This window comes from Bradyrhizobium sp. KB893862 SZCCT0404 (assembly GCF_018130885.1).
Classification (GTDB): Bacteria; Pseudomonadota; Alphaproteobacteria; order Rhizobiales; family Xanthobacteraceae; genus Bradyrhizobium; species Bradyrhizobium stylosanthis.
Map to the genome: position 1 here is coordinate 744637 of NZ_JAFCLT010000003.1, position 17248 is coordinate 761884.

The 17248-nt window shown below is 64.8% G+C and carries 15 protein-coding genes; 6 read left to right on the forward strand and 9 right to left on the reverse strand.

Annotation, left to right across the window (positions count from 1 at the left end):
* The 5 genes from JQ617_RS17570 to JQ617_RS17590 form a co-directional block, all read right to left on the reverse strand.
* A complete protein-coding gene (locus JQ617_RS17570) occupies positions 1 to 1044 on the reverse strand; it encodes a zinc-binding dehydrogenase (protein WP_212027386.1) in 1044 nt (347 codons plus the stop codon).
* Between the two features lie 13 nt (positions 1045 to 1057).
* On the reverse strand, positions 1058 to 1723 hold the full coding sequence (locus JQ617_RS17575) for a class I SAM-dependent methyltransferase (protein ID WP_249157149.1): 666 nt from the start codon (positions 1721 to 1723) through the stop codon (positions 1058 to 1060).
* A gap of 139 nt (positions 1724 to 1862) precedes the next feature.
* Positions 1863 to 2888, reverse strand: coding sequence for a tripartite tricarboxylate transporter substrate binding protein (locus JQ617_RS17580; protein ID WP_212027450.1), 1026 nt, complete (start codon positions 2886 to 2888; stop codon positions 1863 to 1865).
* 22 nt (positions 2889 to 2910) lie between these two features.
* Positions 2911 to 4998, reverse strand: coding sequence for an acetate--CoA ligase family protein (locus JQ617_RS17585; RefSeq protein ID WP_212027388.1), 2088 nt, complete (start codon positions 4996 to 4998; stop codon positions 2911 to 2913).
* Between the two features lie 3 nt (positions 4999 to 5001).
* Positions 5002 to 5793, reverse strand: coding sequence for an enoyl-CoA hydratase/isomerase family protein (locus JQ617_RS17590; protein ID WP_063693273.1), 792 nt, complete (start codon positions 5791 to 5793; stop codon positions 5002 to 5004).
* 195 nt (positions 5794 to 5988) lie between these two features.
* Between JQ617_RS17590 and JQ617_RS17595 the strand changes: the two genes are divergently transcribed.
* Complete coding sequence (locus JQ617_RS17595) at positions 5989 to 6765, forward strand: IclR family transcriptional regulator (RefSeq protein ID WP_212027389.1); 777 nt, start codon at positions 5989 to 5991, stop codon at positions 6763 to 6765.
* A 9-nt stretch (positions 6766 to 6774) separates the two neighbouring features.
* On the opposite strand, the gene JQ617_RS17600 is transcribed toward JQ617_RS17595, so the two are convergent.
* Entirely contained in the window at positions 6775 to 7677 is a 903-nt protein-coding gene (locus JQ617_RS17600; protein WP_212027390.1) for a hypothetical protein, read from the reverse strand.
* Between the two features lie 103 nt (positions 7678 to 7780).
* Positions 7781 to 8494 carry a tetratricopeptide repeat protein gene (locus JQ617_RS17605; protein WP_212027391.1) on the reverse strand — a complete coding sequence of 238 codons (714 nt, stop codon included), beginning with the start codon at positions 8492 to 8494 and terminating at the stop codon, positions 7781 to 7783.
* Positions 8495 to 8891: 397 nt separating this feature from the next.
* On the opposite strand from JQ617_RS17605, the gene JQ617_RS17610 reads away from it, so the two are divergent.
* The 4 genes from JQ617_RS17610 (at position 8892) to JQ617_RS17625 (ending at position 15273) form a co-directional block, all read left to right on the forward strand.
* The gene (locus JQ617_RS17610) at positions 8892 to 13715 is read left to right on the forward strand and encodes an NAD-glutamate dehydrogenase (protein ID WP_212027392.1); all 4824 of its coding nucleotides are present in this window, start codon (positions 8892 to 8894) and stop codon (positions 13713 to 13715) included.
* A gap of 69 nt (positions 13716 to 13784) precedes the next feature.
* Positions 13785 to 14105 (forward strand): hypothetical protein, encoded by a 321-nt coding sequence (locus tag JQ617_RS17615; protein ID WP_145667121.1) that lies wholly within the window; start codon positions 13785 to 13787, stop codon positions 14103 to 14105.
* A 211-nt stretch (positions 14106 to 14316) separates the two neighbouring features.
* Positions 14317 to 14787: an aminoacyl-tRNA deacylase gene (locus JQ617_RS17620; protein WP_212027393.1), complete on the forward strand. Its 471-nt coding sequence runs from the start codon at positions 14317 to 14319 to the stop codon at positions 14785 to 14787.
* A gap of 69 nt (positions 14788 to 14856) precedes the next feature.
* On the forward strand, positions 14857 to 15273 hold the full coding sequence (locus JQ617_RS17625) for a CBS domain-containing protein (RefSeq protein ID WP_145667126.1): 417 nt from the start codon (positions 14857 to 14859) through the stop codon (positions 15271 to 15273).
* Between the two features lie 102 nt (positions 15274 to 15375).
* On the opposite strand, the gene JQ617_RS17630 is transcribed toward JQ617_RS17625, so the two are convergent.
* Both JQ617_RS17630 and JQ617_RS17635 read right to left on the reverse strand, forming a co-directional pair.
* A complete protein-coding gene (locus tag JQ617_RS17630; protein WP_212027394.1) occupies positions 15376 to 15750 on the reverse strand; it encodes a hypothetical protein in 375 nt (124 codons plus the stop codon).
* A gap of 203 nt (positions 15751 to 15953) precedes the next feature.
* Positions 15954 to 16592, reverse strand: a complete 639-nt coding sequence (locus JQ617_RS17635) for a response regulator transcription factor (RefSeq protein WP_212027395.1) — start codon at positions 16590 to 16592, stop codon at positions 15954 to 15956.
* A gap of 289 nt (positions 16593 to 16881) precedes the next feature.
* Between JQ617_RS17635 and JQ617_RS17640 the strand changes: the two genes are divergently transcribed.
* Entirely contained in the window at positions 16882 to 17247 is a 366-nt protein-coding gene (locus JQ617_RS17640; RefSeq protein ID WP_212027396.1) for a response regulator transcription factor, read from the forward strand.
* Position 17248: the final 1 nt, after the last annotated feature.

The following is a 17248-nucleotide window of genomic DNA, read 5'->3' on the forward strand; positions in this document are numbered from 1 at the left end:
TCAGCTGACGTTCAGAACGATCCGCCCCGACTCGCCGCTGCGCATCAGATCCAGCGCGTCGTTGATGTCGTCGAGCGCGAACTCGTGCGTGACGATGCCGCGGTAGCTGACCTTGCCGGCCTCGTCGAGACGAACGAGGCGCGGGATATCGCGCGCCGGCTGGCATTGCCCGCCTTCCGAACCCTTCAGCACCTTCTCGAAATGCAGGGGCAGCGTATAGATCTCGACCTTCTCGCGGGGAACGCCGACGAGGATGCAGCGGCCCTTCTTGGCGGTGACCTCGTAGGCGAGCTCGATCAGCTTCCTGACGCCGGTGGTCTCGACCACCTTGTCGGGTCCGTCGGGCCCCGCGATGCCGCGAACCGCGGCGACGACATCCTCCACTGCGTCGGAGTTGATGGTGTGGGTGGCGCCGAACTGCCGCGCCATCTCCAGCTTGTTGTCGAGCCGGTCGATCGCGATGACCGGATGGGCGCCGACCATCGCGGCGAATTGCACGATGTTCAATCCGACGCCGCCGACGCCGAACACGACGACGGCCTCGCCGATGGCGATTTGCGCATCGTTGTTGACGACGCCGAGCGCGGTTGTGACTGCGCAGCCGAGCAGCGGCGCGCTGGTGCGATCGATCGAGGCCGGCACCGGCGTGACGCGATTTTCCGACACCACGGCATATTCGTTGAACGTGGTGACCCAGCCGGCGTTGAGGCGTTTGCCGCGCCAGGAATAGACCGGCGTATTGGACTGAATGCCCTTGCCCGGCCGCCAGTGCATGACGACGGTGTCGCCCGGCTTGCAGGAGACGACGCCGGGTCCGGTGTCGACGACGGTCGCCAGTGCCTCGTGCCCCAGCAGGTGCGGCAGGAACTTGTCGACGCCCTTGACGGCGTCGATCTCGTTGATCTGTGCGCCGCAGATTCCCGACGTGTGCACGTGGACCAGCACCTGGCCGTGCTCGAGCGTGTCAGGCAGATTGATCTCGTCGACGATCAGCGGCTTGCCCGATTCGACGAGAATCGCAGCCTTCGCAGTCTTGATATCCATGGGGAGCGTCCGGTCACTCGAAATAGATGAATTCGTAATCGCCGGTGTAGCCGAGCTTGCCGTACAGCCAGATCCATTCCGAGGTGTGCAGGATCGACTCCGCCGTCAGCGCCCAGCATTCGAGATTGTGCAGCTCGGCGACGTTTCGGTAGCCCTCGACCATCACGTATTTGTTCTTGCCGACCCGCTCGATCTCCTTCAGGGCCGCATCGAGCTCGTAGAGCCTGAGATTGTGCAGCGTGCCGAGCGAGATGACGAGGTCGAAGCTGGAATCGCCATAGGGATAGACGTCCTGGGCGCGATAGTTGAACAGATAGGGCTTCACCTGCTCGTGCGCGTTGGCAAGGCCATGCTTGGAGATGTCGAAGCCAGTAACCTTCAGGCCCGGCAGGATCTTCTGCATCTCGTACAGCAGGAAACCCTTGCCGCAGCCGACGTCGAGCACGCTGGAGCCGTCCTTCAGGCCATAGGTCTCGATCAGCGCCCTGGCGACCGGCGCCCAGCGCCCTTCGATGAAGCGGTAGCCGCCATAGCCGAAGCGGCGGTCGCCATCCCAGTAATCGACCTCGTATTCCCGCGCCTTCAGCGAGCAGCCGATCTTGTCGTCGTTCATGCGACCCATGTAGTCGCGCTTGGTCGCAGCATGCAGTGGCGTCACGATATTCAGCAGTCGTCCCATTGAGCCCTCGGATTCCATCACGCGCTGTCTTGGGGCCCTAAGGGCCTTGCGTCGTGATCCGCGACTCAACCCTAGCACTTTCGCCGGGGGCCTTGGTTGTTTCAGATCAATGACCTGACATGGGCGACGCCGATGCGCGCTATTGCACCTCGATGTTGGCGTCCTTGACCAGCTTGCGCCAGCGTTCCTCCTCCCCGGCGACATAGCGATCGAGCTCGTCGGGCGCGCTGCCGACCATGATGAGGCCTTCGTTGGCCTCGAGCTGCTTGAAACCGCCGGACTTGACCGCCTTTGCGACCGCCTGGTTGAGGCGCGCGATCACCGGCGCGGGCGTCTTTGCCGGAGCGTACAGGCCATACCAGGACTCGGCGGCGTAGCCGGGCACCCCGGCCTCGGCGACGGTTGGCAGTTGCGGGAACGCGGCCGAACGCTCGGTGGACGTGACGGCCAGCGCCCGGAGCTGCCCCGCGGCCACCAGCGAGGCCGCGCTTGCGACGGTCGTGAACATCACGTCGATCTGCCCGCCGAGGAGGTCGCTGATGGCAGGCGCCGCGCCCTTGTAGGGCACCGCCGTCATCTTGACCTTCGCCATGGCATTGAACAGCTCGCCGGCGAGATGCGCCGAGGTGCCGGTGCCGAACGTGCCGAAATTGAGCTTGCCCGGATTGGCCTTTGCTTCGGCAATGAGATCGGCGATCGAGTTGATCTTCGATGCCGGGTTGACGACGACGATATTGAAGGAACGCGCGATCAGCGAGACCGCCGCGAAATCCTTGTGCGGATCGAACGGCAGCTTGTTGTACAGGCTCGGATTGACCGCATGCGCGAAGGTCGCCATCAGCAGCGAATAGCCGTCGGGATCGCTCGTCGCCACCGTCTGGGTGCCGATGATGGTGCCTGCGCCCGGCTTGTTCTCGATGATGACGGATTTGCCGAGGTCGGTCTGGATTTCCTGCGCCGTCGTCCGCGCGATGATGTCGGTCCCGCCACCGGCTGCGAAGGGCACCACGATCTTGATGATCTTCTCGGGATACTCGGCCCATGCCGGCGCCACGCCAAGGCCCGCGACCACAGCACAGGCGAGGATGGCGAGGCTCAGCCGGCGCCGCACGGCAAAACCCTTCTGGCGAGCGCTGTTGTGATTGATGATGTCGCCGATGGCCATCTGGAGCTCCATGCGATTCTGTTCAGACATTGAGAACGACCAATCCGTCGGCGGCCTTCACGCCCTGGCCCGCCGGCAGCACGAACACCGGATTGATCTCGGCTTCGGCGAGGCGGTCGCCGAGTTGCGCAACCATGCGCGAGAAATCGACGATCGCGGCGGCGAGCGCCTCGACATCGCATTTCGGCCGGCCGCGAAAGCCGTCCAGCAGCGGCCAGGTGACGAGATCGCGTGCCATCGCGCGAGCGTCGGCGAGGCTGAGGCCGCCCTCCGGCGGAAGCAGACGCATCGTCGTGTCCTTGAACAGCTCGGCGGTGACACCGCCCATTCCGAGAAGGATCGCGGTGCCCAGGGGATCGCGATGCATCCCGAGAATGATTTCGATGCCGCCTGAGACCATCTCCTGAACCAGGAACCGGTCTGGCCGTTTCCCGGTCCTGCGCGCGACCTCGTCAGCCATCGCCGTCAGGCGATCGCCGATCGTCTCGGCCGTCAGGCCCACCGCGACGCCGCCGACGTCGCTCTTGTGCGCGATCTCGCGCGAGAGAATCTTGAGCACGACCCGGCCGCCGAAGTCGCGCGCGGCTTGCTCAGCTTCTTGGGGCGTTGCGACCACCTTCTCCGCAGCGATGGGAATCCCGAAGCGGGCGAACAGCGTTTTGGCCTGCGCCTCATCCAGCGATCCCGCCGGGAGGTCGCCGATGTCGACCGTGGTCCCGATCGCGGTCGATGCCTGGGCCTGTTCCGGCATTCCCACCCGCAGGAGTCCGTCGAGCGCGGAGGCGCAGCTTTCGGCGGACGTATAGGCCGGGACGCCTCGCCGGGTGAGGACGGAGACCACGTCGGGTGCGTAGGGACTCACATAGGCCATGACGGGCTTGTCGCTGAGCGGCAGGCAGTCGTGGATGGCATCGGCCATCAACGCGGGCGATCCCACGGCCGACGAGCCGGCAATGACGACCAGCGCGTCGTAGGAGGGACTGGCGAGCAGGATGCGGATGGCGGCGCGCAGCAGATCCGGCTGCAGGCCGGCCAGCGTCACGTCGATCGGATTGCGATCGAGCATGGCCTGCGATCCCGACTGCAAGGCGCGCAACTGCGCGGCCGTCTCCGCGTCGGGGGCCGGCGTTGCAAAGCCTGCGACGCCGAGACTGTCGGACACGATGGTGCCGGCACCGCCGGTCGAGGTGAGGATCGCCACGCGCCTGCCGCCGAGCTTCCGTCCCGCCGCAAGGGCTGCGGCGATGTCGAGCAGGTCCTCGAACGTCTTCGCGCGGATCACGCCGAGCTGGCTGAACAGGGCGTCATACATGCGGTCGGAGCCCGCAAGCGCGCCCGTGTGCGAGACGGCCGCCTTCGCACCCGCCTCCGATCGCCCGATCTTGAAGGCGACAACGGGCTTGCCGGCGCGGCGCGCCTTGAGCACCGCCGCGCGGAAGCGAAGGGAATTCCGGATCGCCTCGATATAGAGCGCAATGACTTTGGTCGCGCTGTCGTCGGCGAGAAAGTCGATGACGTCGGCGAGCTCGAGATCGGCTTCATTGCTGGTCGACACCAGCTTGGACAGCCCCACACCGCGCGCCGCGGCGCGCGACAGCACGGCGCCGAGAATGCCGCCGCTCTGCGAGACCAGCCCGATCGGGCCGGCCGGGAAGCGATCCATCGCCAGCGCGCCGGATGCGGATAGCACGATATTGTCGGTGAGGTTGACGAGGCCGATCGTGTTCGGCCCGAGCAGGCGCATGGATCCGGCGGCCTGCATGAGCTGCTGCTGGCGCGCGGCGCCTTCCGCCCCGGTCTCGGTGAAGCCGCTGGCGAGAACGATCGCCGCCGCAGTCCCGCGCTCGGCCAATTCGCGCACCGCGACGTGGGCGCGTTCGGCGCCGAGCAGCACAAGGCCGACATCGGGCACGTCAGGCAGCGAGGCGATGTCGGCGTAACATTTGAGGCCGCCGATCTCGGCGACCTTGGGATTGACGGGGTAGATCTTGCCGGCAAAGCCGTGCTTCTGCAGATAGGAGATAGGCCGCCCCGACGTCTTGCTCGGGTCCGCGGATGCGCCGATGACGGCGATGCTGCGCGGCCGGATCAGGCGTTCGATCGCGCTCATCGCTCAATCCTTCGACGCGGATTGCGCGAGGAACGCCGTCACGGCGTCGCGATGCTCCGCGCTGGTGTAGCAGATCGCCTGCGCCTGGCTGCCGAGATTGAAGATGTCGTGCGCGGAATGCTCGAAGGTCTCGTTCAGGATCTTCTTGCTGAGCGCCAGCGCGGTGGGAGAGCCCTGCGCCAGCTCGGCGGCCCAGGCCTGCGCGGCCGGCAGGAGGTCGGCCGCCGCCACCTTGCGATCGACGATGCCGAGCGCGACCGCCTCGTCGGCCTCGACGACGCGTCCGGTGAAGATCAGCTCCTTGGCCCTGGGAAGCCCGACCCGGCGCGGCAGGAAATACAGCCCGCCGCCGTCGGGGATCAGACCGCGCTTGATGTAGGACCAGGTGAATTTCGATCGCTCCGTGCCCATGACGAAGTCGCAGGCGAGTGCGGTGTCGGCACCGAGGCCCGCCGCGGCGCCGTTGACGGCGGCGATCACAGGTTTCGGCAGGCCCAGCAGCAGCGCCTGCACGTGATGCACGCCCTGCTGGCGGCTCCATCCGTTGAAGGCGACCTCACCCTGCGGCGCCGCGAGCCGGCGCTTCATTCCACTGATGTCGCCGCCGGCGCAGAAGGCATTGCCGCGCCCGGTCAGCACCAGGGCCTTGATCGCCTTGTCGCGGGCAACTGTTTCGAGCGCGCTCGCGAATTCGGCGCGCATCTCGTCGCTCATGGCGTTGCGCCGTTCCGGCCGGTTGAACGCAATCGTCGCGACGCCGGCCTCGACGGAAAATTCGATGAGCTGATAGGACATGGCAAGCTCCTTAGGTGACGCCTGACCGATCGCCGCGAGACGACGCACAAGCTTTCGAATGCCGATTCAGGCGGTGCCGTTTCCTCGTCGCGCCGTCCGCAGCCGGGCATTCTTGTTTCCCGCTGCGTATATCGGCTTGCACCCGCGCAAACATCCCCCTAATTCCACTTAGTGGAAATGTCGGAGGAGGCTGGCTTGGCGCAGGCACGCACATATGCGGGCGGGGTTGACGGCAACCGGTCGCTCGAACGGGGCATCGAGATCCTCCGGGCGTTCCGGCCCGGCGTGGACACGCTCGGCAACGGCGAGATCGCGGAGCGGACCGGATTGCCGCGATCGACGGTGAGCCGGCTGACGCGGACGCTGGTGAATTCCGGGATGCTCGACGAGGTCCGCCTTGAGCGGACCTACCGCCTCGCGGCATCCGTCATCAGCGTCGGTCACGCGATGCGGACGGGATCACCGGTGCTCAACGCCATCGGCCCGATGATGCGCGCGGAATCGGCCAAGCGCCGGCTGAATGTCGGGCTCGCGACGGCGGATCGCACCATGATGGTCTATCTCGAATCGATCCGCTACAGCCCGCGCGCGGCGCTGCGCAATGTCGTCGCCGGCCAGCAGGTTCCGATGGAGCTGACCTCGCTCGGCCGTGCCTACCTCGCCGGCATTGCCGCAGGCGAGCGCGAGCGATTGCTGAAACTGTTCAAGCGGCGCAGCACGGCTGCCACCAAGGCGCTGCTGGCGGACGTCAGGAGATCGATCGCCTCCGTCGAACGCGACGGCTATTGCGCGGTGTCGTGGCAGCCCGCCGTTCTCGCCGTCGCAACGCCCATCGTGCTGGACGGGCTTCCGGTCTACGCCCTCAACATGAGCCTGCAAAATGTCGACCGCTCGGATGCGCTGGCGAGCGAGATCGGCGCGTACCTCAACGCCTTTGCGGCCAAGTGCAAGGAGGTGCTGGCGGGGAGGTGAAGCTGACCGCTACAGTTTCCCATAAACCCGCGCGGCGACCGCCTTCAGGAGCTCGACCGAGCCGGACTCGGGATGCGGCTTGACCGGGGCGAATACGATCAAAGCCTGCCTGCCGTTCTTCCAGACATAGATGGTGACGGCGTTGCCATTGCCCTTGGTGCAGGAATGCTCGCCGAAGGCTTCGCTGCCGAGTTCGGGGATCGCCACGTGCTTGCAGGGGGATGCGCGCTTCATCATGCTGACGACCGTGTCGCGCGACATCGCGATCACCGCGGCGGTCATGGTGTTGGCCTCGCGATCGAACATCATGCAGCTGCCTGCGCCGGTGCGCTGGACCGTCAGCGTGCTGTTGTCGAGGAAGCCGTCGGCATCCGCGGCCGTGAGCCATTCGCAATCGCCGAACCGCTCGCTGCTCTTGCCCACCTTGGCGATGGCAATGCGCGCGGCTTCGGTGATCGGCCCGAGCAGCGCACCGTCGGCACGCCGGCCGGTCGGATAGACGCTGATCTGCAGGATGTAGTCGCCGGACAGGACGACGACCGAGGCCTCCTGGCGCTCCGCACCGGCGGCGGTCGTTCCGCCCTGGCCTTCCTCGCCGATCCCTGCAGCCGCGTTCAGCGGCATGCGCTCACCGAGCGTCTTGACGAAGGTCGCGTACAATTCCTTGGCGCGGTCCTTGTCGGGATTGCGGAACACACTCAGCATCATCGTGTCGCCACGCCCGCCCTGGTAGATGCAGCCGCGGCCGTCCTGATTTGAAATCAGCGACCATTTCAGCGCCGGCATCGCGCCGGCGAGCTCCTGCGCTGTGATGAACGGGCAGGTTTCGGCCGCGCGCGCGGGAAGCGCCGGGACGGCCGCCAATGCAAGGAACAGAACGAGGCGGGAGAACAGACGAGCGATGGTGGGCATGAGACTACTTATTGCTTCGCCGTGGCGTTAGGAAACAGCAGTCGCACAAGCGATCAGGCCAAACAACCGGCGGCTGACTGCGATCCTGCGCGACGCCTCGTGGTCAACGGCCCTTCAACTCCTGTGCGACGCGCTCGACTGCCTTTGGGCCATCGGAATCGAACGGGGCCAGTTCGGCGTACTTCCTGAAATCCGCCAACGCGCGTTGCAGATCCTGCTTCCGTTCCCATGATTCGCCCCGATTGTAGAACGCCATGACGTAGTTCGGGTCGACCCGGATCGCCTCGTCGTAGTCCGCGATGGCGCGGTCGTACTGGCCTTTGAATTGATAGGCATTGCCGCGATTGCTGAACGCCATGGCAGAGTTCGGGTCAATCCGGATCGCCTGGTCAAAATCCGCGATGGACCGGTCATATTGGCCACTGCGCAGATAGGCGACGCCGCGATTGTTGAACGCGTTCGCGGAGTTCGGCTCGAGCCGAATCGGCTGGCTAAAATCCGCGATGGCGCGGTCGTGCTGCCCCTTGAGCTGATAGGCGACGGCGCGATTGGAGAACGCCGTCGCATCGTTCGGATTGAGCCGGATAGCCCGGCTGCAATCTTCAATGGCCTTGTCGCTGTCCTGCTTCTCGGCCCACGCCAGGCATCGATTGTTGAACAGCAAGGCAAGCTCGGCGCCGTCATATCGACCGGAATCGATTGCGCGCGTGCACATCGCGATGGCCTGGTCTGCGGACGCCTTCCCGCAGCTCTCGAAATCGTCGGCCGCGGCGGGCATCGCTGCCAACGAGACGGTCGACGCGAAGGCCAGAGTCACGAGTGCACTGCGAAGAATTGGCGTCATAGGATGTCTCGCATACCTGGCTTGGGATCGGCGACGCCTGACGGCCCGCCTGCATCTCATTCATGACTCTTTGGTCGCCAACACGCGGCACACGGTTCGAACTCATACACAATTGAAATTGCTTGTGATTTCTTCCTGTCCCAATGGTTCGACGGCTGTCGGGCCAACCTCGGCCTCACCCGCGGTCGTCGGGATTTCAGCGCGCCTCACAACAGCGTGCGCCTTTCGCTCCGGGATCGTAGTATTGTCGTCGGAAGCCGTCGGGGCTTCGAGACCGAGGAATTCGCGTTGATGCGCGATCGCGTGCGCTCGAAGAGATGCACTCCAGAAGCAAGCTGATGATCGCGGCTGCGGTCCGGCGGCGCGGCAAATGGAGGACATTATGGCGTGGCGTGACGACAACGCACGGGCAACCCTCATCCGCGATGCAGCAGGCAGCGTGCCGGCCGGCAAGAGCCCCCGGGCCTTTGCCGAGCCTTTGTTCGGCTACACAAATATCGAGGATCTTGCCAATTACGACGCCGCCTCTCTTGCGCTCCTGGCGGAGCAGGCCTGGGGGCACGTGCAGCGGCGCACGGCCGGCAGCGCCGACATCCGCGTCGCCAACCCGACATTGCCGAACGGGCGCGAGATTTCCGTGCTCGAGATTCTCAACGACAACATGCCCTTCCTGTTCGATTCCACCATGGCGGAGCTCGCCGAGCAGGGCATCGAAGTCACCCTTGTCGCTCACCCGATCATCGCCGTGGAGCGCGACGATGAAGGCAAGCTGCTGCGTTTCTACGGCGAGGCGCTGCCGGAGGGAGCAAGGGGCGCGCGCGAGAGCCTCATTCATCTCCACATCACGCGCCTCGACGCCGATGCCGATCGTCAGAAGCTGATCGACGGCCTCACCAGGACGTTGGGCGATGTCCGCGCCTGCGTCGCCGACTGGCGCGCGATGCGAGACCGCGTCGAGGAAGCGATCAAGACGTTCTCTTCCAATCCGCCGCCGCTGCCGATCGACGAGGTCGCCGAAGCCAATCAGTTCCTGCAATGGCTCTGCGCGGACAATTTCACCTTCCTCGGCGTGCGCGAATATCGCTTCTCACCCGACAGCGACGCGTCGGACGACATTACGACCGGCGAAGGCCTCGGCATCCTGCGCGATCCCGACGTGAAGGTCCTGCGCCGCGGCACCGAAATGGTGGTGATGACGTCGGAAATTCGCGAGTTCATGCACGAGCCGACCCTGCTGATCGTCTTCAAGGCGAATGTCTCCAGCCGCGTCCATCGCCGCATCCGGATGGATTATGTAGGCATCAAGCTCTATTCGCCCGACGGCCGGCTCGAAGGCGAGTTGCGCGTCGTCGGCCTTTTTACCTCGGGCGCCTACACCCGCTCGGTCCGGCAGATCCCCTATGTGCGCCACAAGGTGTCGCGGGTGCTGCAGCGCGCAGGCTTCGACCCGAACGGCCATTCCGGCAAGGCGCTGATGCATATTCTCGAAGACTATCCGCGTGACGAGCTGTTCCAGATCGACGTCGACACGCTCTACAATTTCGTCATCGAGATCCTGATCCTCTATGAGCGCCCGCGCGTCCGGGCGCTGGCGCGGGTCGACAAGTTCGACCGCTTCGTCTCCATCCTCACCTTCATTCCGCGCGACAAGTACGACACCGACGTCCGCACGCGCGTCGGAGCCTTCCTGGCGCAGGCTTACAAGGGGACCCTGTCCGCCTCCTATGTATCATTCCCTGAAGGCGCGCTTGCGCGCGTCCATTTCATCATCGGGCGTTATGAAGGCAAAACGCCAGTCGTCGAGGTCGCCACGCTCGAAGGCGGGATCAGCGCGATTGCCGCGACCTGGGTCGACAAGCTGAAGGCCGCGCTCACTGCGACGACCGATGGCATGCGGGCGCGCATGCTCACCAATCGTTATGCCCGGGCCTTTGCCGGTGGCTACACCGAAATTTTCAGCGCGGAACAGGCAATCGCCGATATCGCCACCATCGAAAAGCTGACGCCGGCCCGCCCGGTCACGATTTCGGCTCACCGCTCCGAGGAGCACGATTCCAAACACCTCGGCCTGAAGGTGTTTTCGGACGCCGCTCCGCTGTCATTGTCATACCGCGTGCCGGTGATCGAGAATCACGGCCTGCGCGTGGTCGACGAACGCACCTATCAGATCGTGCCCGGTAACCGGCCGGAACCGGTGTGGCTGCACGACATGACGATCGAGACCAGTGACGGCCAGCCCATCGAGATCACCCCGGAATTCAGCCAACGCCTGGAAGCCTCGATCATGGCAGTGGTCACCGATCGTGCCGAATCCGATGGCTATAACGGGCTGGTCCTGCGCACGGCTCTCGGCTGGCGCGAAGTCTCGACCATCCGGGCGCTGTCGCGCTATTTGCACCAGATCCGCGCTCCGTTCACTCAGGACTACATGTGGGAGACCCAGCGCAAGAACGCCGCGATCACGGCCAACCTGGTCGCGCTGTTCCAGACCCGCCTCGATCCGCGCCTCGCCCTGACGGATCGCGAGCGTTCGGCACGCGAGGCGGCCCTCCTTGCCGAGATCGAGGAGCAGCTCAAATCCGTCGCCTCGCTCGACGAAGACCGCATCCTGCGCCGTTTCACCAATCTGGTGCAGTCGGCCATCCGCACCAATTTGTGGCAGGTCGGCCGGGACGGACATCCGCGGCCGGTGATCTCCTTCAAGTTCGACGCGCGCCGGATCGAGGACCTGCCGCCTCCCCGACCGCTCTACGAGATCTTCGTTTATTCGCCCCGTGTCGAGGGCATTCACCTGCGTTTCGGCAAGGTGGCGCGCGGCGGACTGCGCTGGTCGGACCGGCCGCAGGATTTCCGTACCGAAATCCTCGGCCTGGTCAAAGCCCAGCAGGTCAAGAACGCCGTGATCGTGCCGGTCGGCGCCAAGGGCGGCTTCGTGCCGAAGCGCCTGCCGTCGCCTTCCAATCGCGACGCCTGGCTCGTGGAGGGCACCGAAGCCTACCGCATCTTCGTTCGCTCGCTGCTCGAGCTCACCGACAATTTCGAAGACGATGTCGTCGTGCCGCCCGACTCGACGATACGTCACGACGGCGACGACCCCTACCTCGTCGTCGCCGCGGACAAGGGCACTGCCACCTTCTCCGACATCGCCAACGCGATCTCGGCCGAGAAGAACCATTGGCTCGGCGATGCCTTCGCATCCGGCGGCAGCCAGGGCTACGACCACAAGAAGATGGGGATCACGGCGCGCGGCGCCTGGGAGGCGGTCAAGCGCCACTTCCGCGAGCTCGGCACCGACATCCAGACCATGGCGTTCACCGCGGTCGGCGTCGGCGACATGTCCGGCGACGTTTTCGGCAACGGCATGCTGCTCTCGCCGGCGACAAGGCTCGTGGCGGCCTTTGATCATCGCGACATCTTCATCGATCCCTCACCCGATCCGGCCGTCAGCCTGGCCGAACGCAAGCGCCTGTTCGACCTGCCGCGATCGAGCTGGCAGGACTACGACAAGTCGTTGATCTCGCAGGGCGGCGGCGTGTTCTCACGCCAGCTCAAGGCGATCCCGCTCACTCCGGAAATGCGCACCCTGCTCGATCTGGACAAGCCGCAAGCCACGCCTTTCGAGGTGATGACGGCAATCCTGAAGGCTCGCGCGGACCTCTTGTGGTTTGGCGGCATCGGCACCTATGTCCGCTCCTTCGGGGAAAGCGACGATCAGGTCGGGGACCGCGCCAATGATCCGATCCGCATCACGGGTGGCGATGTGCGTGCCCGGGTGATCGGCGAAGGGGCCAACCTCGGCGTCACCCAGCGCGGCCGCATTGAAGCGGCGCAGAAGGGCGTCAAGCTCAACACCGATGCCATCGATAATTCGGCCGGCGTGAATACGTCCGACGTCGAGGTCAATATCAAGATCGCGCTGGCGCGCCCCGAGCGCGAGGGACGCCTCAGTCCAGCCGACCGCAACAGCCTGCTCGCGGCGATGACCGACGAGGTCGGCGCGCTGGTGCTGCGCAACAACTATCTGCAGACGTTGGCGCTCTCGCTCGCCGAGCGCAAGGGCGTGGCCGAGACCGGTTTCCTCACCCGCCTGATGCAGTCGCTCGAACAGCGCGGCTTGCTCAGCCGCGCGGTGGAGTTCCTGCCCGACGACGCCGTGCTCGCCGAGCGCACAAGGCGCGGCCAGTTCCTGACGCGGCCCGAGCTTGCCGTGCTGCTCGCCTACGCCAAGCTGACCCTCTACGATGACCTGCTGCTGACCGGCGTGCCGGACGATCCCTATCTCGCCCGCAGACTGACCCTGTATTTTCCGCGCGAGATTGTCGACAAGTTCCCGGCCGCGGTCGAACTCCATCGCCTCCGTCGCGAGATCATCGCAACCAGTCTCGCCAATGCCGTGATCAACCGCGGTGGGCCGGCCTGCATCGTGCGCCTGACCGACGAGACCGACGCCGATATCCCGACCATCGTCATGGCGCAGGTGGCGGTGGACGCGATCTACGAGCTGAGGCGGCTTAATGACGCGATCGACGCGCTCGACACCCGCATCGACGGGCAGCTGCAGCTCGGCCTCTACGCCGCGATCCAGGATCTCCTGCTCTCCCGCATGGTCTGGTACGTGCGCAATGTCGATTTCAAGGACGGCCTCGAGGCGGTGATCGGACGTTTTGGCCCGGGTGTCCGCGAGATCGCGGCCTCCCTCGACACCACCCTGCCGCCGGACCTGCACGCCGCGCGCGGCAAGCGGCGCCAGGAACTCACCGATGCCGGCGTCCCGGCTGGCCTCGCCGGCGAGCTCGCCGATCTCGACGCGCTGATCGCGGCACCCGATATCGTGACGATCGCCGAGCGCACCGCCCGCGCCATCGGCGATGCCGCCGCAACCTTCTTCGCCGCCGAGGCGAATTTCCGTCTCGACCGCATCATCACCGCCGCACGCAGCGTGCCGGCGAACGATTATTTCGACCGTATGGCGATCGATCGCGCCGTCGAGCAGATCGCCGGCGCCGAAAGAAGGCTGGCCGCGGACATGCTGGCAACCGGCCAGTCCGGCCATGCGGCCGTCGAGACATGGCTCGCGGCTCACCCCGAAGCGACGCGGATCCGCCGCTCGGTCGAGGAAATTGCCGCCAGCGGCCTGACGCTCGCCAAGCTGACGGTGGCGGCGAACCTGCTGGGGGATCTGGTCAAAGCCTGAGAGCGTGCGAGGCAGCGAGGTGAAAAGTGCAGTGACAGCGCAGGATGCAGTCGTGAATGGAGGAATCCAATGATCCACGCCACTTGCCATACCGCCGACAACGTCCGCTGCATCGAGTTCGATGCCACACCGTGGTTCAGCGAGGCCGATGCTCCGAGCATTATCGATCTGGCCCAACGCGGCTGGACCAGCACGGCGATTGCGGATTCCCTCGAGCGCCGACGAGGGTACGAACGCCTGCACGACCTCGTCGAGTATGCGGCCAAGCGACTGCAACCGGAATCCCTGGAGGACCCGACCTGGGACACATTCGAGTGTGTCGTCGATGGACCCGAGGCCGTCGCCTGGCTCGAGAAAAACCGGCCCAACATTGTGGCAAGGATCCGCTAGGCCACGGGAAGCGCCGCAGAGGCCGCAATGGATCGGCTGCCTCGCGATCGCAGCGAGAACGGCGCGCCCCGGAACGATTTGAACGCCCGACCCGATTGCGGCATTCGAGGGCGAGGCCTATGCTGACGTCCGGCAATCACGCGGCCGCCCAACGTGCGGCGGGGGCAGCCTCACGGTGGATGGCTCGCATACCCATCCGAAAGGTAGCGCCATGACCATTGCCCCCACGCTCCACCGATACCTGGCTGCCGAGAACATCCAGTACACCGAGATCCCGCACGTCTTCACCATGACATCCGCGCGCACGGCGCAGGCCTGCCACGTCTCGGGCGACCGTTTCGCCAAGGCGGTCGTGTTGCGGCATGACGGCGGCTATATGCTCGCGGTCGTACCGGCATCGCACCATCTCAACCTGCCGGACCTGAAGGAGAGGCTTGGCGCGGATCTCGTGATGGCGAACGAAACCGAGATCAACCGGCTGTTCGCGGACTGCGTGCATGGCGCCGTTCCGGCGGTAGGCCGGTGTTACGGGCTCGATCTCATCGTCGATGACAGCATCCGGGCGCAGCCCGAGATCTATATCGAAGCCGGCGACCACGAGACGCTGCTGCAATTGACGCATGCGCAGTTCGAACGGCTGACGGCCAATGCACCGCATGGACGCTTCAGCATGCACGATTGACGCAGCGCTCGCGCCCGGTTCGTCGTATAATCGCATTACGGGGGCTGCGTTCGCAACGGAGGTCCTCCCATGAAGGTCAAGGACGTGATGCACAAGGGCGTCGACTGGGTCAGCCCGGACACCCCGATCACCGAGATCGCGAAGTTGATGCAAGGGCACGACATCGGCTGCATTCCGATCGGCGAAGACGACCAGCTGATCGGGATGGTGACCGATCGCGACATCGTCTGCAAAGGCCTCGCGAGCAAGAGCTTCAACGCGCGCATGACGGCGCGGGACGTGATGACCGAAGGCATCCATTGCTGCCGGGAAGAAGACGATCTGGCGAAAGCCATACATCACATGGAGACGCTGAAAATCCGCAGGCTGCCCGTGATCAACAAGAGCAAGCGGATGGTCGGCATGATCAGCCTGGGTGATGTCGGCCAATTCGCCACCGCCGATGTGTTGAGCCAATGCGTCAAGAGCGTGTCGGCCCATCATTGATGGCAACCGCCACGTCCGCGCCGGAACTTCGTCGCATCGCTCGCAAGCTTCGCTGCCGGCGAACGCAGCAACTGCGCAACTCATCCTGAACTAGTTCTCGAATTAGTTCTTGGCGTTCCGCATCTTGCTCGCTCCCCTGAGCGGGGCCGCCGGTGGCGGAGCTGGATTCGCCCAGCCCGTCATCTGCAAACAGGTGAGCAGATCGACATAGCTTGGTATTCCCGCTGCCGCAGCCTCGCCTTCGCAGCTGTCGCGAGCAGGCCCCGGAACGGTCAGCCAGGCCGAACTGAGCTGTTGCTGTGCGAGCGTCTCGTCGCGCACGCATTCGCCGGCGTCCTGCGCCAGGGCGAGTCCCGACGCCTTGTCGTCAGCAGAAACGTCCCTGCACATGGCTTCCACGTTGAAGACGGGCATGCGGTCCGAAACCGGCATCGCGGGCTGGCCAAGAAGCGGCAGGACCAAAAGCGCTGCTTTCATGAGATCCTCCCTCAAATCGGGTTGGAGAGGATCGAACGCTAAGCCTGGTTTGTTTCCGGCTGGCTTCATCCGGCCGGCAAGCGGTTTCGTCCCTGCCCCCGACGGCGCACGGTGGACGTCCCGAGGGACGCAGCGATACCGGGCCTGAAGGCCCACTTTCACGCCATGGTTGCCACCAAAACGCTGCTGGCGGGCCGGTGAAGTCAGCTCGCGCGCGAGGCCACATTTGGCAGCAGCTTGAGCCTGGCCGCGATGCGGCCGAGTTCGAGCAGCGAGCCGGCCTGCATCTTCTGCATGGCCTTGCTGCGATGAACCTTCACCGTGGCCTCGGCGATGCCGATGTCGAAGGCGATCTGCTTGCTCAGGCGGCCATGAGCCACCAGGATCACGATCTCGCGCTCTCTCGGGCTCAACGACTCGAAGCGCTCCTTGAGGACGGCCAATTCCCTTTCGCTCTCGCGCCGCGCGCGATCGCGAGACAGTCCAGTCTGGATGGCGTCGAGCAGCTCCTGGTCGCGCACCGGCTTGGTGAGAAATTCGATCGCGCCGCGCTTCATGGCCTGCACTGTCATCGGGATGTCGCCGTGCCCGGTGACGAAAATGATCGGGATCTCGTTGTTGGCCTCGGCCAGTTCGCGCTGGAGATCGAGGCCGCTCTGGCCGGGCAACCTGACGTCGAGCACCAGGCAAGCGGGACCATCAGGGGGATCGGAACTGAGAAACTCGGGTATCGACCCGAACAGCTGGGCATTGACGCCGACCGATCGCAACAGCCGTCCAATCGAAGCGAGGACATGCGGATCGTCGTCGATCACCAATACGGTCGAATTTGCGGAAGACATCGTATCGCTCGGATTCAAGACAAATCTCGAAGATCACTGCGCACGAGATTCTAGCTCCAATCGGTAAAGCTGGCCAGCCCAACTTGCTCGGGACGATCAACGAGGGGCATTTGGACACAGTTCGCAACACTCCGTCCGTGCCTGCAAACCGCGCAGAATTCGCGCAGGCTAAGCCAAAGTTTAGGGGGCCTGGCGCTGAACTCGTGGCATTATCTGGACTTCTAGTCCCATTTCACGGAGCGTGTCTGGCCCCCACCAGGCGGGTTAGCGAAGTGCCACAGGCCCGCATATGAAACAAAAGCTGGTATCGATCGTTGAGGACGATCGATTTTTTCGGGAGTCGATGGAAAGACTGCTGAGGTCGCTTGGCTACAAGGTCCACGCATTCCCGTCCGCCTCCGAATTTCTCTCGTCGCCTCATCTCGGCGAAACGGCTTGCCTTATCGCCGACGTCAACATGCCCGGGATGACCGGACTTGCGCTCTATAAGCAGCTTGTCGACACAGGCCGCAGAATTCCAACGATCCTCGTCACGGCGTTTCCGAACGACATTGACCGCGCGCGAGCGCTTGCCGACGGGGTCGCGCTTTATCTGGCCAAGCCGGTCGACCATTCGACTCTCACACAGTGCCTCAGCGAGATTCTCGCCCCGTGAA

Excerpts from the sequence above, each read along its gene's own strand:
- JQ617_RS17640 (WP_212027396.1), top strand. The coding sequence starts at position 16,882 with ATGAAACAAAAGCTGGTATCGATCGTTGAGGACGATCGATTTTTTCGG.
- JQ617_RS17620 (WP_212027393.1), top strand. The coding sequence starts at position 14,317 with ATGACCATTGCCCCCACGCTCCACCGATACCTGGCTGCCGAGAACATC.
- JQ617_RS17580 (WP_212027450.1), bottom strand. The coding sequence starts at position 2,888 with ATGGCCATCGGCGACATCATCAATCACAACAGCGCTCGCCAGAAGGGT.
- JQ617_RS17630 (WP_212027394.1), bottom strand. The coding sequence starts at position 15,750 with ATGAAAGCAGCGCTTTTGGTCCTGCCGCTTCTTGGCCAGCCCGCGATG.
- JQ617_RS17610 (WP_212027392.1), top strand. The coding sequence starts at position 8,892 with ATGGAGGACATTATGGCGTGGCGTGACGACAACGCACGGGCAACCCTC.
- JQ617_RS17635 (WP_212027395.1), bottom strand. The coding sequence starts at position 16,592 with ATGTCTTCCGCAAATTCGACCGTATTGGTGATCGACGACGATCCGCAT.
- JQ617_RS17600 (WP_212027390.1), bottom strand. The coding sequence starts at position 7,677 with ATGCCCACCATCGCTCGTCTGTTCTCCCGCCTCGTTCTGTTCCTTGCA.
- JQ617_RS17570 (WP_212027386.1), bottom strand. The coding sequence starts at position 1,044 with ATGGATATCAAGACTGCGAAGGCTGCGATTCTCGTCGAATCGGGCAAG.
- JQ617_RS17615 (WP_145667121.1), top strand. The coding sequence starts at position 13,785 with ATGATCCACGCCACTTGCCATACCGCCGACAACGTCCGCTGCATCGAG.
- JQ617_RS17575 (WP_249157149.1), bottom strand. The coding sequence starts at position 1,723 with ATGGGACGACTGCTGAATATCGTGACGCCACTGCATGCTGCGACCAAG.
- JQ617_RS17625 (WP_145667126.1), top strand. The coding sequence starts at position 14,857 with ATGAAGGTCAAGGACGTGATGCACAAGGGCGTCGACTGGGTCAGCCCG.
- JQ617_RS17585 (WP_212027388.1), bottom strand. The coding sequence starts at position 4,998 with ATGAGCGCGATCGAACGCCTGATCCGGCCGCGCAGCATCGCCGTCATC.
- JQ617_RS17590 (WP_063693273.1), bottom strand. The coding sequence starts at position 5,793 with ATGTCCTATCAGCTCATCGAATTTTCCGTCGAGGCCGGCGTCGCGACG.